The following is a 15,778-nucleotide window of genomic DNA, read 5'->3' as shown; positions in this document are numbered from 1 at the left end:
AGGCTCCCCACCAGCTGGTGGGGAGCCTCCCGTCCGGTGCGTCCCGGGTCAGTTCGAGCTGTCGTACGTCCCGAGCTCGACCTCCGCCGTGCGGGTCTCCCCGTTGCGGACGTAGGTGACCTTCGTCGTCGCGCCGCCCGCGTAGAAGCGGACCTGCGCGGTGAGGTCGGTGGCGTCCGCGATGGAGGCGTCACCGAGCTTCGTCACGACGTCGCCCTTCTGCAGCCCGGCCTCGGCCGCGGCACCGCCGGAGGTGACGGACTTGATGAGCGCGCCGACCTGCGAGGCGTTCGCGTCCTCGGTCGCGTCACCGACCGACGCACCGAGCAGACCGTGCGTGGCCTTGCCGTTCTCGACGATCTCCGTCGCGACGCGCTTGACGAGGTTCGACGGGATCGAGAAGCCCACGCCGATGCTGCCGGCCTGCGAGCTGGACGAGTCCGAGCTGCCGGCACTCGCGATCGCGACGTTGATGCCGATGAGCGCGCCCTTGTCGTCGAGCAGCGCACCGCCCGAGTTGCCGGGGTTGATCGACGCGTCGGTCTGGATCACGGGGAGCGACACGGTCGTGCTGGCCCCGGAGCTGCTGCCGTTGTCGCCGTTGCCCCAGAAGTCGAACGGACCGTTGCCGTTGTTGCCCTGGCCTTCGTTCGTGTCGCCGCCCGCGTTCGGGTCGCTCGAGGTGACCTGGATGCTGCGGTTCAGCGTGGAGACGATGCCGTCGGTGACGGTGTTCGAGAGGCCGAGCGGCGCACCGATCGCCACCGCGGTGTCGCCGACGTTGAGCTTCGACGAGTCCGCGAAGTCGATCGGGGTGAGGTCGGGCGCGTCGATCTTGATGACCGCCAGGTCGACCGTCGGGTCGGTGCCGACGAGCGTGCCCTTGTAGACCTTGCCGTTCGAGGTCGTCACCGAGATCGTGCCGTTCGCGCTGTCACCGTCGAGCGTCACCACGTGGGTGTTCGTGACGATGTAGCCCTCCTTGTTCAACACGACGCCTGAACCGGTGCCGGCCTCGCTGCTCGCGGAGACGTTGATCGTGACGACCGACGGGGTGGCCTTGGCGGCGACCGCGGTGACGACGGTCGCGGAGTCGTAGTCGTTCACGGTGAGGTTGCCACCGCTCTGCGAGGTGCCCGAACCGCCGACGACCGTGCCACCGTCCGACGCTGCGCCCGCTGCCCAACCGGCGCCACCGCCGACGAGACCGGCGATCACGGCGGCCGCGACCAGCGGCAGCACGAGGCGGTTCCGACCGGACCGGTCGCGCGGGGTCGCGCTCGTGGCGGCCGGTGTGCCGGTGAAGTAGTGGCCGTTCTCCGGCCGCTGGTCGGCTGCCGCACCGAACGCGCTCGCGCCGGAGGCCGCGTGGTGGTCACCAGCGTGCTCGCCGTACCGCGGGGCGTCCTGGCCGTACGTGCCCTGCTGGCCGTACTGGCCCTGGCCGTACTGGTCCTGCTGGCCGTACTGGCCGTAGCGGGTGTCGCCGGACTTGTCGTGCTCGCCGTACTGGCCCTGCCCGTACTGGGCGGTGCCGTACTGGCTCTGCCCGTACTGGCCGGTGCCGTACTGGCCCTGCCCGTACTGAGCGGTGCCGGACTGGCTGTTCCCGTACTGGTCCGAACCGTACTGGCCGGTGCCGTACTGCCCGCCCTGGCCGTACCGACCCTGCTGCGCGTACTGGCCGTACTGGCCGTACTCCGCCGTGGGCGCCGCGTCCGCCGCGCGGGTGTCGGCGGCCGGGTACGGGGCCGTGTACTGGTCGGTGTGGTGGTCGGAGGCGGCAGCGAACTGCTCGGTCTCCTGCACCTGAGTCGTCCCCACCACGTCCGTGTCGTCGGCGTCGCGGTGCCCGTACCGGGCGCCGTTCGACTCGTCCGGACCGGTGGTCTCGTCGCGGCGGTCGTCGTCGCCGTGTCCGTGGTGTGTGTCGCTCATGCTGGACGTGCTCCTTCCAAAGCTCCTGCAGTCTTCTCCACCGACCTGGGCGGTCCTGATGGCACAGCTGCGAGCTGACCAAGGCGATCGTATGCGTCAGCTGAGTGCCCGGTGCCCCGATGTCCGCCCGGAGCCGGCCGCGCGACGGACGCTAGGTTGGGGTCCGACGCGCGCCGAGCCTCCCGGCCGGTGCCCCGAGGGTGAGAGGGGTCGCGCATGCGGCAGACCGGTCCGTGGCTTCGAGCCGCCGAGGGAGCGATGCTGCTGGGCCCCGACGGGGTGCCGGCGCCGACCGTCTTCGCGGAGATGAGCGCCCTCGCCGCAGCGACCGGCGCCGTCAACCTGGGGCAGGGGTTCCCGGACGAAGACGGGCCCGCGGAGGTCCTCGACGCGGCCGTCCGTGCGATCCGGGACGGCGCCAACCAGTACCCGCCCGGCCGCGGGACCCCGGACCTGCGCGCCGCCGTCGCCGAGCACCAAGCGCGCTGGTACGGGCTCGACGTCGACCCCGACCGGGAGGTCCTCGTCACCGCCGGTGCCACAGAGGCCCTGGCCGCCACCCTCCTGGCGCTGGTCGAGCCCGGCGACGAGGTCGTCACCTTCGAGCCGTTCTACGACGCGTACGGCGCGCTCATCCGGCTCGCCGGCGCGGAGCACGTCACGGTCCCGCTCCGGGCGCCGGACTTCCTGCCGGACGAGGCGGACCTCCGCGCCGCGTTCACCGACCGGACGCGCGTGGTCCTCGTGAACACCCCGCACAACCCGACGGGTCGGGTGCTCCCCGTCGACGTCCTCCGCACCGTGGTCGAACTCGCCGAGCGGCACGACGCCGTGATCGTCACCGACGAGGTGTACGAGCACCTGGCGTTCGGCGGGACCCACGTGCCGCCCGCCTCGCTGCCCGGCGCGCGGGACCGGACCGTGTCGATCTCGAGTGCCGGCAAGACCTTCAACACGACGGGGTGGAAGATCGGTTGGCTGACGGCCCCGGCAGCGCTGGTCGAGGCGATCACGACCGTCAAGCAGTACCTGACCTTCGTGAACGGGGCGCCCTTCCAGCCGGCCGTCGCGACGGGGCTCCGCCTGCCCGACACCGTCTTCACCGGGATCGCCGCCGACCTCGGGGCGAAGCAGGAGCTGCTCGCCACCGGCCTGGCCGACGCCGGGTTCGGGGTGCTGCGACCCGACGCCGGCTACTTCGTCGTCGCGGACGCCGCTCCGCTCGGACACCTCGACGCCCGCGCGCTCTGCCTCGAGCTGCCGCGGCTCGTCGGCGTCGTGGGGGTGCCGGTGTCCGCGTTCGTCCGGCCCGACCACGTCGACGGCTACCGGTCGCTCATCCGGTTCGCGTTCTGCAAGCGCCGGTCGGTCCTCGAGGACGCAGTGGCACGGCTGGCAGCGCTCGCTCAGTCGCGCGGCACCACCGCGTAGCGGCCGAGGGACAGGGACGGGTTCACCCCGCGCACCCGGTCCGTCACCGCCGTGTCGACCGTCACCACGAGGAGACCGGGCTCCGCGCCGAGTGCGGCGACCGCGGTACCCGTCGGGTCGAGTGCGACCGACGCCCCGATCCCGACCGGGGGCGCCTGCCCGACCCCGAGCACCCAGACCGTGTTCTCGATGGCACGCGCCGTGAGCAGGGTCCGCCAGTGGTGTTCCTTGCCCGGACCGCGGACCCACTCGGCCGGCAGCACCACGACGTCCGCGGCGCCGGTGTCGGTCGCGGCGAGGCGTCGGGTGACCTCGGGGAACCGGAGGTCGTAGCAGGTCTCGAGCCCGATCCGGACACCGTCGACCTCGACGACGGGCAGCTGCGCGGGGTCGCCGGCCTCGATCCGGTCCGACTCCCGTGACCCGAAGGCGTCGTAGAGGTGCACCTTCCGGTACGCGTCGAGGACCGAGCCGTCGGCTCCGATCGCGACGAGCGTGTTCCGGAACCGCCCCGGGGTCTCCCCCGCCTCGGCGACACCGACGACGAGGGCGATCCCGATGCTCCGGGCGATCCGACGGAGGCCCGTGACGAAGGGGCCGTCGAGCGGCTGTGCGGCCGCGACGAACCGGTCGTCGATGTCGGCGGTGAAGTACGAGGTGTACTCGGGCGTGACCAGGAGCCGGGCGCCCCGTGCGACAGCGTCGACGGCGGCGGTCCGGACGGTCTCGAGGTTCGCGGCGGGGTCGTCGACGGGGGCGAACTGCGCCGCGGCGATGGTCAGTGTCGTCACGGGGCCAGGCTAACCGCGCCGAGGGACGTCGGGCTCCCCCGGCGTCGGGCGCGGTCAGGCGCCCCGGCGACGGGGCGGCCGGTCATGCCCGGACGTCGAGGACGTCGAACGACCGCCGCAGGACCCTGACGACGTCGTCGGCGCCCTCCGCCCAGGCAGCCACGGACACGTCGAAGCACGCGAGCGCCGCCTGCACGACGGCCCGCGCCCGCAGGTCGCCGTCGGTCCCTCCGAGCCGGTCGACCACCAGCGGCAGGAGCACCTCGGCCCAGGCGGAGTGCTTCTCGGTGTTCCGCGCCCGGAGTGACGGCGTGCTGAGCATCACCCGGACGGACCGCCGTCCGGTCTCCGGGTCGTGGTCGCTCCCGCGCTCGAGCATCGTCACGAAGGCCTCGCGCAGAGCGGTCCAGACCGGTTCGTCGGCGGGGCGGGCACCGAACGCGGCGGCGAGTGCGGCCCCGTGCCGTGCCGGGTCGCCGATGACCGCGTCCTCCTTCGCCGGGAAGTACCGGTGGAAGCTCCGTGCCGAGATGCCCGCCTCCGCCGCGACCTGTTCGACGGTCACCCGGTCGAACCCGTCTGCGTCGAACCGGGCGATCGCGACCGCCGCGATCCGTGCCCGGACCGCGTCGCGGGTGATGTCCCGCAGGCCCGGTCGGGTGTCCGTCGTCTCGCTCATGACCCGATCGTACCGCGATGGCAGCGCCGGCCGCACTTGACAGACTCTGACAAAGCCGGCGTACAGTGCCACCATCACTCGCCGACCCTTCAGGAGGACGACATGCAGCAACGAACACTCGGGCGACAGGGCCTGGTCGCCAGCGCGATCGGCTACGGCGCGATGGGCACGACCTTCGCGTACGGCCCCGGCGACGACACGGAGTCCGTCGCCGCGATCCGCCACGCGCACGACCTCGGCGTCACCCACTTCGACACCGCCGAGCTGTACGGGTGGGGCACGGGCGAGCGCCTCCTCGGTGCCGCGCTCGCCCCGGTCCGCGACGAGGTCACGATCGCCACGAAGTTCGGCTTCACGCCGGACACCTACGCCCCGAACTCGCAGCTCGACCACATCCGCGAGGTCGTCGACGCGAGCCTCCGGAACCTCGAGACCGACTCGATCGACCTGCTGTACCAGCACGTGCACGACCCGCAGGTCCCGATCGAGGACGTCGTGGGAGTCATGCAGGAGTTCGTGCAGACCGGCAAGGTCCGGTACCTCGGACTGTCGAACACCGACGCCGAGAACATCCGGCAGGCACACGCGGTCCACCCGATCTCGGTCCTGCAGACCGAGTACTCGGTCTTCGCCCGCGAGTCCGAGGACCTCTTCCCGGTCGTCGACGAGCTCGGCATCGGGCTCGTGGCGTACTCACCCCTGGCCCGCGGCTTCCTCAGCGGCGCGGTGCAGCCCCGGAGCGCCTACGCGGAGGACGACATCCGTCAGTGGCTGGAGTGGTGGGCCCCGGAGAACTGGGCTGCCAACACGGCGGTCGTCGCGGGTCTGACCGAGCTCGCGGCCGAGAAGGGCGTCTCCGTCTCGCAGCTCGCCCTCGCGTGGATCCTCGCGCAGCGGGACGACATCGTCCCCATCCCGGGATCGCGGAACAGGGGACGCGTCGCCGAGAACACCGCCGCAGCGGACGTGACGTTCACCCCCGACGAGCTCGCCCGTATCGACGCACTCGGCCACGGGGTCCGCGGCGCGCGCGCCACCAGCTGAGGGACGGACCACGTCGGCCCGGCGGACCGGCGGACGGGAGGCTCGGCGCCGGTCGGCCGCGAGCCTCCCGCCCGATGCGCTGGACCGCCAGCGCGGCTGGACGGGACACAGCCGGACGAGCACAGCCGGACGAGCACAGCCGGACGAGCACAGCCGGGAACGCGAAGAAGCCCCGGTCCGTGAGGACCGGGGCTTCTCGTGTCGCGTTGGTTGCGGGGGCAGGATTTGAACCTACGACCTCTGGGTTATGAGCCCAGCGAGCTACCGAACTGCTCCACCCCGCGGCACATGGAAAACACTACACGGGTTCGGGCGAGGTGCCAAATCGAGCACCCCGCCCGCCCGCATCAGCCGTCCGAGCCGCTGCCGCCCTGCGCTGCGATGGCGGCCTCGATGGCCTCCTGCAGACGCTGGTCCGCCTCGGCTGCGGCGACCAGGTCGTTGTCGGCGTACGCCTGCTCACGAGCACGGAGCGCCTCGTCCGCGTCCGACAGCGCCTGCTGCAGGTCCGGCGTCGCCGCACCGGAGGACGACCCACCGGTCGAGCCACCGGCGGCACCGCCCGTCGAGCTGCCGCCCGTCGACGTGTCCGTCCCCTCGTCGTCGGAGCCCGGCGTGTCCGCAGCCGCACCGGAGTCACCCGCCGCTGCTCCGGAGTTGCCGCCGAACAGCTCGTCGAGCGCCTCGTCGAGGGTGTCCTCGAACGCGATCTTGTCGCCGAAGGCCACGAGCACCTTCTGCAGGAGCGGGTACGACCCACTCGAGGTCGACTGCACGTAGACCGGCTGCACGTACAGGAAGCCGCCACCGACCGGCAGCGTCAGCAGGTTGCCCTGCTTGACGGTGCTGTTGCCGCGCTTCAGGATGTTGAGCTCCTGCGAGACGGCCGGGTCGGAGTTGAACAGGTTCTGCACCTGGGACGGCCCGGGGATGCTGTCGGTCTTCGGGATCGTCAGCAGCGTGAGCTCGCCGTAGCCCTCGCCCTTCTTGCCCTTGCCCGCGCCACTGGCGTCGGAGCCGACCGCCAGGTAGCCGGTCAGCACGTTCCGCGCGTTCGACGACGAGTTCTGCTTCGGGATGTACGTGCTGTACAGCGAGTACGCCGTCCCGGCGCCGGGCACCTTCATCGTCAGGTAGTACGGGTCCTGCTGGTCCGGGTTGGTCGCGGTGGTCTGCGTCCCGAGCGCGTTCGTGGCGTTCGCGTTGTTCCCGGTGGTGGTGCCCGCCGAGTCGGCGTCGCCCGCGCTCGTCGAGGTCGAGGTCGGGTCGACCGGCGTCGTCCACGCGTCGTCGCCCGAGTAGAACGAGTTGGCGTTGGTGACGTGGTAGGTGCCGAGGATGCTCCGCTGGACCTTGAACAGGTCGGTCGGGTAGCGGACGTGGGCGAGCAGGTCGGCGCTCATCGCGGACACGGGCTCCAGCGACGTCGGGAACACCTTCTGCCACGTCTTGAGCACCGGGTCCTTCGTGTCCCAGGCGTAGAGCGTGACCTTGCCCGTGTAGGCGTCGACCGTCGCCTTGACCGAGTTCCGGATGTAGTTCACCTGGTCGGTGCGGAAGCTGCCGGAGTCGGTGCCGTTGATGCTGTCCGTCATGCTCTGGCTCTGCGAGTACGGGTACGCGTTGCTCGTGGTGTAGCCGTCGACGATCCACTTGATGCGGTTGTCGACGATCGCCGGGTAGGCGTCACCGTCGAGCTTCAGGTACGGCGCGACCTTCTGCACGCGCTCCACCGGGTCACGGTCGTACAGGATCTGCGAGTCCGCGTTGACCGCGTTCGACAGCAGGATCTGCTCCGACTGGAACTTCGCCGCGTAGACCAGCCGGTTGAAGAAGTTGCCGATCTTCGGTCCACCGTCGGCGGCGTACGTCGTCGTGGCGTTGCCGTCGTCGTCGTCGGACCCGGACGGGTAGTCGAGCTCCACGTCCTTCGTGCCCTGCGGTGCCCCGACGATCGAGTACGCCGGCGAGTTCTCGCCGAAGTACACGCGCGGCTGGTACTTGCCGAGCGTGTCCCCGGCCGGGATGCCCGACTCGATGAACACCGGCTTCCCGTCGGACGCCCGCTGGTTGCCGTACGCCGCGACGACGCCGTAGCCGTGCGTGTAGACGAACGTGCGGTTGTACTGCGTGGCGGACGCCCCGAGGCCGTCGAGGTCGATGTCACGCACCGCGAGCACGGTGTCCTCGGTCTTGCCGTCCACCTGGTAGCGGTCGACGTCGAGCTGGTCCGGGAACTTGTAGTACTGGCGGTACTGCTGGAGCTGGCTGTACGTGTCCGCGACGATCTTCGGGTCGATGATGCGGATGTTCGCCGTGGTCTGCGCGTCCTCGGACAGGGCACCGGTCGTCGCCGTGGTGGTGGCGTCGTAGTCCTGTTCCTGCACCCCGGCGACGTTGTAGGCGTCGCGGGTGGCGTCGATGTTCCGCTGGATGAACGCGGACTCGAACGAGCGCTCGCTCGGTGCGACCTGCAGGCGCTGCACGATCCACGGGTAGATCCCGCCGATGACGATCGCGGAGACCAGGAGCAGCCCGGTCCCGATGATCGACACCCGCCAGCGGCCGATGACCGCGGTGACGATGAACAGGATCGCGACGATGGCCGCGATGCCGGCCATGATCTCGCGGCCCGGGATCGTCGCGTTCACCTCGGTGTACTGCGCGCCGGTGATGAGCGAGTTGTCCTTCGTCAGCGCCGTGTACTGGTCGAGCCAGAGGCTCGCGGCCTGCAGCGCGATGTACAGCGCGGCCGTGATCGCGAGCTGGATGCGCGCGGCCTTCGAGATGCGGACCTCGCGACCACCGAAGCGGATGGCGCCGTACAGGTACGTCGCGGCGAGGGCGGCGAGGCCGGCGATGAGGACGACCGCGGACGAGTACGCCACGAGCGCACGCCAGAACGGCAGCTCGAAGACGTAGAACCCGACGTCGAGCCCGAACTGCGGGTCCGTCTTGCCGAACGGCGTCCGGTTGACGTACTCCAGCACGGTGCTCCACCGCGGTGCGGTCGCGAGCCCGGCGAAGACGCCGAGCACCGCGGGGATGCCGAGCACGACCACGCGACGCAGCGGCTCGATGACCTGCTGGTAGCGGTCGAGCTGCGCGTTGAGCTTCGCGTAGACCGGACGGAACCGGAAGGCGAGCACGATGCTCACCCAGACCGGGATCGCCATGCCCAGGAAGCCGGCGACGAACATGGCCGTCCCGGCGAGCCACCGGGTGGTCAGGACGCGCTCGAACCCGAGCTGCGCGAACCACGCGTAGTCGGTGTACAGGCTGGCGAAGATGAAGAAGCCGATCACCAGTGCGGCCAGCACGATGATCGTGACCACGATCGGGACACGCGGCGAGCGCCGTCCCGCGGTGGACGAGGTGTTCGTCACTTGTTGTGCTCCAGACGTGTCGGACCGGCGGCGCCGGCAGGCCGAGCCGTCAGTGGTGACGATCCTATTCGTCTCGACCGACAGGCAACCTGTGCCCCGTCTCAGGAACGCGCTCCGGGCCTCCTGGCCGGGTGGTCACCGGCGTCGCGCCCAGGAGGCGCGGGGAGCGTCGGCGCGCACCGCGCGCGCCACGCGCTCAGGCCGTGCAGCGCTCCAGTCCGGCAGTGCTCCGACCGGCGGCGATGGTCTCCAGGTCGGTGACCGCCTGGTCGAGCGTCGAGACGGCGTACACGTCGAGGCCGTCCGGGACGTGGCCGACGACCTCGTCGCAGTTCGCCTTCGGGGCGAGGAACACCGTCGCACCCGCCGCCTCGGCGCCGTACAGCTTCTGCCGGATGCCACCGATCGGGCCGACCTCGCCGCCGGCGGTGATCGTGCCGGTGCCCGCGACGTGCCTCCCGCCGTTCAGCGCACCGGGCGTGATCTCGTCGATGACCCCGAGCGCGAACATCATCCCCGCCGAGGGGCCGCCGACGTCCTGCAGCGCGATGTCGACGTCGAACGGGAAGTCGTAGCGTTCGACCACGCCGACTCCGAGCAGCGCGGTGCCCTGCTCGGCACGCGGGGTGACCGAGACCTGCCGGGTGGCGCCGTCCCGCTCGACCGTGAGGGTCGCGGGCCCGCTCGTGCCGTGCTCGGCGACGAGCTGCCGGAGGGTCGAGGCGTCGGCGTTCGTGGTGAGCGACGTCCCGTCGAACGCGGTGACGACGTCCCCTTCGCGGACCACGCCGTCGGCCGGGGAGCCGTCCTGCACGGTCCCGATCTCGAGTTCGCTCGGGACCTCGAAGCCCTGGTGGACGAGTGCCGCGGCGACCGAGGCCTGCTGCGAGTTCGTCATGTCCGCGGCGTCCTGCTCGTTGACCTGCTCGGTCGTGCGTCCGGGCGGGTAGATCGCGCTCGCGGGCACCACCGCCTCGGACTTCGAGAAGAGGGCGCGGATGACGCTCGTCCACGGCGGCCGCTCGGTGGCCGTGCCCTGCACGCTGACGGTGAGCATGTCGAGCGCACCGGACGTCGGGTAGGTGCGGTGCCCCTCGATCTGGATGAGTTCGACGTCCTTCGCGTCCTTGCCGGTCCCCTGCCGCTGCGTGCCGATGGTGTTGAACACCGGGCCGGGCATCTCGATCAGGTACGGACTCGGCAACAGGCTCGCGACGACCGCCAGGACGAGGGCGCCGACGACGAAGGCCCACCCGACCGTCCGTGAGCGCGAGCGACGGCGAGGGGCGGGGGCGAAGAGGGTCACGCGGGTCCTTCCGGGGGCTGTTCGCCCACGGCGCAGCCGGTCGGGCGGATGCCCGGGCCGGTCCCAGGTCCGGGCTCGCGGGCAGCGGTTAGCGTAGTCGGCATGCCTGATGAACCGCAGCCGGGGCCGGACGACGACTTCCAGGAGATGCTCCGCAAGCTCCTCTCCGGCGAGGGGCAGATCGACCCGTCGCAGCTCGCCGGTGCCGCCGGCCTGCCGAACGACCCGGCCTTCGTCGCGAACCTGATGAGCCAGCTCCAGCGGGCCGCGCAGAGCGGCGGTGACGGCATCGACTTCACCGTCACGGCGGAGCGCGCCGCCGCAATCGCCCGCGAGGGCGAGCAGCCGCTCGACCCCGCCACCGCGCAGGCCGCGCTGCAGGCGTTCCAGGTGGCCGCGCTCTGGCTCGACGAGGTGACCACCGTCGCGGAGCTCACCTCGACGCCGAGCGTCTACACGCGGGAGCAGTGGGCGACGGCGACGGCACCCGTGTGGTCGCAGATCGCCGAGCCGGTCGCGTCGAGCATCGCGACCGCCCTGACCGAGGCGATCGACCAGCGTGCGCCCGAGGAGCTGAAGCGGATGCTCGGCGACGTCTCGAAGGCGATGCGCGGAGTGGGCGGTGCGCTCTTCGCGATCCAGCTCGGTCAGGTCGTCGGACAGCTCGCCAAGGAGGTCGTGTCCGGTGGCGACGTCGGCGTGCCGCTCCTCGACGAGCAGGTCGCCGCGCTCGTGCCGCAGAACGTCGCCGAGTTCGCGGAGGGCCTGGACGTCCCGGCCGACGAGGTGCGCATCTACCTCGCCGTCCGCGAGCTCGCCCACGCCCGGTTGTTCCGGTCGGCCCGCTGGCTGCGCCTGCACATCATCTCGTCGATCACCGAGTACGCGAAGGGCGTGCACATCCCGTTCGACCGGGTCGAGGAGTCCCTGTCGGGCATCGACCCGACCGACCAGGAGCAGCTGCGGGACGCGCTGGCCTCCGGGGCGCTCATCCCGCCGCGGACCCCGGAGCAGGACGCCGCGCTCGCCCGGCTCGAGACCATGCTCGCGCTCGTCGAGGGATGGGTCGACACCGTCACCGCCGCGGCGACCGCCCGACTCCCCCGCTCCGGCGCGATCGCCGAGATGGTGCGCCGCCGCCGTGCCGCCGGGGGTCCCGCCGAATCGGCCTTCGCGACGCTCGTCGGCCTGGAGCTCCGGCCGCGCCGCCTCCGTGAGGCGGCGGCGATGTGGCAGCGGGTCACCGACGAGCTCGGCGCCGGGGAGCGCGACGCGCTCTGGGCCGCGTTCGACCTGGTGCCCGGCTCGGACGACATCGACGCGCCGGAGGCCCTGGTCGCCCGGCTCCGCGACCCGTCGCAGACGCCGGAGGACGACGCGTTCGACCGTGCGCTCGAGGACCTGCTCAACGACACCACCGCCGATCGTCCGCACGAGGACGAGGACGGCGGCATCGAGGACTCGGGTGACGGGCCCGCCGCCGGACCGGCGGACGGTCCCGGCGACGGCGACCCGCAGGACGGACCGCGGCACTAGCCGCGGTCCCGCCGACGGCGACCCGCAGGGGGGATCGCGGCACCAGTCGCTCCGGTCAGGGCGTTCCCGCTCGGTCGGACGGGAGGCACGACCCGCTTCCCGTCCCGAACCGTCCGGCCCGCCCCGGCTTGTCCACAGATCGGCGTCCGGTCCCGTCCGGCGGGGCGGATCTGCGCCAGCGTGGAGGCATGGGCATCCGCATCGACCCGACGCTCGAGTTCATCTGGCGCGATCCGTGCACGGTCCAGCTCGGGGTCGACCCGCCGCGCGCCGTGGTCGCCGTCCCGACGACGGCCGAGGAGCGCTTCCTGTGCGCGCTCCGGCGGGAGACCGGTCGGGACGCGATGGCCGGGGTCGCCCGGAGTGTCGGCTGTCCACCGGCGGTCGCGGCCCGGCTGCTCGGCGACGCCGCACCGGCCCTGGTCGACCTCGGCGCCGAGCCGACCGCACGGGTCGAGGTGTCCGGTACCGGACCGCTCCCGCAGGAGCTCGACCGGATGCTCACCGGTGACGGGGTGGAGGTGGTGCGGACGTCCGCTCCGCGCGGCGGTCCGGTCCCCGAGCCGGATCCCCCGCCGACGCTCGCCGTCCTCGTCGCCGACCACGTGACGGACCCGACGGTCCGGGCCGCCTGGTGTCGCCGGTCGGTCCCGCACCTCCCCGTGGTCGTCGGCGACGGTCGGGTGCGTGTCGGGCCGTTCCTGGTGCCGGGAGCCGGGCCGTGCCTCCAGTGCGTCGAACTCCACCGCACCGACGCGGACCCGGCGTGGCCGGCGATCGCAGCCCAGGTCTGGGGCCGCCCGGCGGCGGCGCTCTCGCCCTACCGGGCGGCGACGGTGGCCACGACGGTGACCCGTCTGGTCCTCGAGCGACTCCCCCTCGTGGCGCAGTACCCGGACGCGCAGCAGCTCGTCATCGACCGGACGGACCTGTCGGTCACGGTGCGGCGGGTCGCTCCGCATCCGCGCTGTGCGTGCCGAGCGCTGCCAGGAACCGGCTCGCCACCCGTGCCCCGCCCCGCGTGGACCCCTGGGCCGACCACGTCATCGTCAGGGAACGACGAGCACGGGTGATGCCCACGTAGAACAGCCGCCGTTCCTCGTCGACGCCGTCGTCGGTCGTCGCGTACGAGATCGGCAGCAGCCCCTCGGCGACGCCCGCGAGCACCACGTGCGGCCACTCCAGACCCTTCGACGAGTGCAGGGTCGCGAGCGTGACGGCGTCGAGTTCCGGCTCGTGGTGGGTCGCGGCGCGGTCCACCAGGTCGGCCGTGAACTGCTGCATGGTCGTCCCGGCGGGCGCGGCCTCGGCGAGCTGCATGATCGCCTGCAGGGCCTCCCACTGCTCGCGGACGGCACCCGTCCCTTCGGGCGCGGTCCGCGTCCACCCGCTGATCTGCAGCACGAGCTCCACCCGGCGCAGGAGCTCGTCGTCGGTCTGCCGCACCGCCTCGCCGCGCATGTGGTGGACCGCGAGCTTCACCTCCGGCCGGTCGAAGAAGCGCTTGCCGCCCTGCACCCGGTACGGGATCCCGTTGCGGGCGAGCGCCGACTCGATCGCCGCCGCCTGTGCGCCGACGCGGTACAGCACGGCGCACTCGCCGTACGCCGCCCCGCCGTCCACGAGCTCGGTGATGCGGCGGGCGATCGTCGCGGCCTCGTCCCCGTCGTGCGCGCAGGCGAGCACCGTCGGCTCCGGCCCCGGAGCAGTCTCCTGCGCGACGAGGTCGAGCGCCCCCGGCTGGCCGCGCATGAGCGCGTTCGCCGCGTGCACGACCTCCCGGGTCGACCGGTAGTTCCGCTCGAGGCGGAGCACGGACGCGCGCGGGAACTCCGACCCGAAGCCGAGCAGGTAGCGGCTGGACGCCCCCGTGAACGAGTAGATCGTCTGGCTGGCGTCGCCGACCACGCACAGGTCGTCACGGCCGCCGAGCCATGCCCGGAGCAGGTCGTGCTGCACGGGCGAGACGTCCTGGTACTCGTCCACCACGAAGAACCGGTACTGCTGCCGCACGTACGACGCCACCCGGGGCTCGGACTCCACCATGCCGAGGGTCGCGAGCAGCACGTCCTCGAAGTCCATCTGCCGACGGTCGTCCTTGAGCCGCTCGTACGCGCGCATGAGGTCGACCACGCGGGACGGCGAGGTGTCGCGCGGCATCGTCCGCTCCGTCGCGGCGGACTCGTACTCGTCGTAGGTGAGTCGTTGCACCTTCCGCCACTCGACCTCGCCCGCCAGGTCCCGGAGCGTCGGGGTGTCCACCCGCAGCCCGATCGTGTCCGCGGCGTGCGCGATCATCCGGCCCTTGGACTCGACGAGGCCGGGTGCGTGCCCGCCGACCGTGTCCGGCCAGAAGTACCCGAGCTGGGACATCGCCGCGGCGTGGAACGTCCGGGCCTGCACGGCTCCGGCACCGAGCGCGCGCAACCGCGACCGCAGCTCACCGGCCGCGCGGGTGGTGAACGTCAGCGCGAGGACGTGGTTCGGCGAGTAGGTGCCGGTCGCGACGCCGTAGGCGATGCGGTGCGTGATGGCGCGCGTCTTGCCGGTGCCCGCACCGGCCAGCACGGCGACCGGGCCGAGCAACGTCCGGGCGACCGTGCGCTGCTCGGCGTCGAGCGCGGCGAGCAGCGCGTCCGGGGTGGGGGTCGCCGGGTCGGCGGCGCCGGGTGCGACGGTCACGGCAGGTCGAGCGGCCCGCCGTACCACTCCTCGATGATGACGCGGGCGATCGAAGTCCGGCCGGGCAGCAGGATCGTGTCCCCGGCCTGTTCGCGGATCTCGTCGCGGGAGAACCAGCGGACGTCGAGGATCTCGACGCCGTCCGGCCGCGCGGCGGAGGGGTCGCCGTCGACGGCCCGAGCGCGGAAGCCGACCATGAGCGACGCCGGGAACGGCCACGGCTGCGAGCCGAGGTACTCCGGTTCCTCGATGGTGACGCCGGCCTCCTCGAGGACCTCACGCCGGACGGCGTCCTCGAGCGACTCCCCGGGCTCGACGAACCCGGCGAGCAGCGAGTACCGGTTCGCGTCCCAGGCGGCGTTCGAGCCGAGCAGGATGCGGTCCTCGCCGTCGGTGATGCCGACGATGATCGCCGCGTCGGTGCGCGGGAAGTGCTGGTGTCCCTCGGGGTCGCGGCGGACCCAGCCGCCGACGGTCGACTCGGTCGCCGAGCCGGTCCGCGGCGAGAAGCCGTGCACGGCGTGCCAGTTCGCCATCGCGACCGCCTCGACCGCGAGACCCTGGTCGCGGGCGGACAGCTCGGTGCCGAACATGCGCAGGTTCTCCCACGCCGCGGTGTCCGGTTCGATGGCGGCGGCAGCGTCGTCGTCGACGAGCGCCGCGACGAAGCGGGTGCCGGCCGGAGCGTCGGCGGCGTCGGCGACCGCGCGTCCGAGGTAGAGCAGCGTCGCGTCCTCGGGTACCTGTCCGGCGTCGACGAAGCGGAGGGTGCCGTCGCCGCCCCGGAGCATCGCGCCGGCGTGCACGGGCAGGAAGCGCGTCGTCGGGTCGTCCCGCAGCACGCGGTCGAGGTCCGGGGTGGTGCGGTACTCGGCATCACGGTCGAGCTCGTTGCGGGCGAGCGGCAGCCGGGCGGCGAACTCCACGGTCACGCGGATCTCCTCGTGGTCGACACGTCCCGGGTCAGCGTGGCGCGCACCGATCG

Annotated in this window: 10 protein-coding genes, 1 tRNA gene and 1 pseudogene; 4 read left to right on the top strand and 8 right to left on the bottom strand. The window is 72.3% G+C overall.

Going from position 1 to position 15,778, the window contains the following annotated elements:
• Positions 1-48: 48 nt before the first annotated feature.
• Complete coding sequence (locus tag DEI91_RS16465) at positions 49-1,938, bottom strand: S1C family serine protease (protein WP_111052414.1); 1,890 nt, start codon at positions 1,936-1,938, stop codon at positions 49-51.
• Positions 1,939-2,154: 216 nt separating this feature from the next.
• On the opposite strand from DEI91_RS16465, the gene DEI91_RS11385 reads away from it, so the two are divergent.
• Entirely contained in the window at positions 2,155-3,369 is a 1,215-nt protein-coding gene (locus DEI91_RS11385; RefSeq protein WP_111052413.1) for an aminotransferase class I/II-fold pyridoxal phosphate-dependent enzyme, read from the top strand.
• On the opposite strand, the gene DEI91_RS11380 is transcribed toward DEI91_RS11385, so the two are convergent.
• On the bottom strand, positions 3,345-4,160 hold the full coding sequence (locus DEI91_RS11380) for a carbon-nitrogen hydrolase family protein (RefSeq protein ID WP_111052412.1): 816 nt from the start codon (positions 4,158-4,160) through the stop codon (positions 3,345-3,347). The two genes, DEI91_RS11385 and DEI91_RS11380, sit on opposite strands and share 25 nt — an antisense overlap.
• An 82-nt stretch (positions 4,161-4,242) precedes the next feature.
• A complete protein-coding gene (locus DEI91_RS11375) occupies positions 4,243-4,839 on the bottom strand; it encodes a TetR family transcriptional regulator (protein ID WP_111052411.1) in 597 nt (198 codons plus the stop codon).
• A gap of 102 nt (positions 4,840-4,941) precedes the next feature.
• Between DEI91_RS11375 and DEI91_RS11370 the strand changes: the two genes are divergently transcribed.
• Complete coding sequence (locus DEI91_RS11370) at positions 4,942-5,883, top strand: aldo/keto reductase (protein ID WP_111052410.1); 942 nt, start codon at positions 4,942-4,944, stop codon at positions 5,881-5,883.
• Positions 5,884-6,090: 207 nt separating this feature from the next.
• On the opposite strand, the gene DEI91_RS11365 is transcribed toward DEI91_RS11370, so the two are convergent.
• From DEI91_RS11365 to DEI91_RS11355, 3 genes are all read right to left on the bottom strand, one after another.
• A tRNA-Met gene (locus DEI91_RS11365) sits at positions 6,091-6,167 on the bottom strand.
• 63 nt (positions 6,168-6,230) lie between these two features.
• The gene (locus DEI91_RS11360; protein ID WP_181439583.1) at positions 6,231-9,269 is read right to left on the bottom strand and encodes a UPF0182 family protein; all 3,039 of its coding nucleotides are present in this window, start codon (positions 9,267-9,269) and stop codon (positions 6,231-6,233) included.
• Between the two features lie 196 nt (positions 9,270-9,465).
• Positions 9,466-10,575, bottom strand: a complete 1,110-nt coding sequence (locus DEI91_RS11355) for a PDZ domain-containing protein (RefSeq protein ID WP_111052409.1) — start codon at positions 10,573-10,575, stop codon at positions 9,466-9,468.
• Positions 10,576-10,677: 102 nt separating this feature from the next.
• Between DEI91_RS11355 and DEI91_RS11350 the strand changes: the two genes are divergently transcribed.
• Together DEI91_RS11350 and DEI91_RS16855 are read left to right on the top strand one after the other, a co-directional pair.
• Entirely contained in the window at positions 10,678-12,111 is a 1,434-nt protein-coding gene (locus DEI91_RS11350) for a zinc-dependent metalloprotease (protein ID WP_111052408.1), read from the top strand.
• A 188-nt stretch (positions 12,112-12,299) separates the two neighbouring features.
• Positions 12,300-13,103: pseudogene (locus DEI91_RS16855) on the top strand (TOMM precursor leader peptide-binding protein); the annotation flags it as partial.
• Here DEI91_RS16855 and DEI91_RS11340 read toward each other — a convergent pair.
• Positions 13,048-14,793 (bottom strand): ATP-dependent helicase, encoded by a 1,746-nt coding sequence (locus DEI91_RS11340; RefSeq protein ID WP_111052406.1) that lies wholly within the window; start codon positions 14,791-14,793, stop codon positions 13,048-13,050. The pseudogene DEI91_RS16855 and the gene DEI91_RS11340 overlap by 56 nt on opposite strands.
• Positions 14,790-15,725 carry an NAD(+) diphosphatase gene (nudC, locus tag DEI91_RS11335; RefSeq protein WP_111052405.1) on the bottom strand — a complete coding sequence of 312 codons (936 nt, stop codon included), beginning with the start codon at positions 15,723-15,725 and terminating at the stop codon, positions 14,790-14,792. Before nudC ends, DEI91_RS11340 begins: the two co-directional genes overlap by 4 nt.
• Positions 15,726-15,778 lie beyond the last annotated feature (53 nt).

This window comes from Curtobacterium sp. MCBD17_032 (assembly GCF_003234855.1).
In the GTDB taxonomy this organism is placed as follows: domain Bacteria; phylum Actinomycetota; class Actinomycetes; order Actinomycetales; family Microbacteriaceae; genus Curtobacterium.
Note: the sequence above shows the minus strand (reverse complement) of the source record. Positions and strands in the feature narration are given on the sequence as shown.

Excerpts from the sequence above, each read along its gene's own strand:
- DEI91_RS11370 (WP_111052410.1), top strand. The coding sequence starts at position 4,942 with ATGCAGCAACGAACACTCGGGCGACAGGGCCTGGTCGCCAGCGCGATC.
- DEI91_RS11385 (WP_111052413.1), top strand. The coding sequence starts at position 2,155 with ATGCGGCAGACCGGTCCGTGGCTTCGAGCCGCCGAGGGAGCGATGCTG.
- DEI91_RS16465 (WP_111052414.1), bottom strand. The coding sequence starts at position 1,938 with ATGAGCGACACACACCACGGACACGGCGACGACGACCGCCGCGACGAG.
- DEI91_RS11350 (WP_111052408.1), top strand. The coding sequence starts at position 10,678 with ATGCCTGATGAACCGCAGCCGGGGCCGGACGACGACTTCCAGGAGATG.
- DEI91_RS11375 (WP_111052411.1), bottom strand. The coding sequence starts at position 4,839 with ATGAGCGAGACGACGGACACCCGACCGGGCCTGCGGGACATCACCCGC.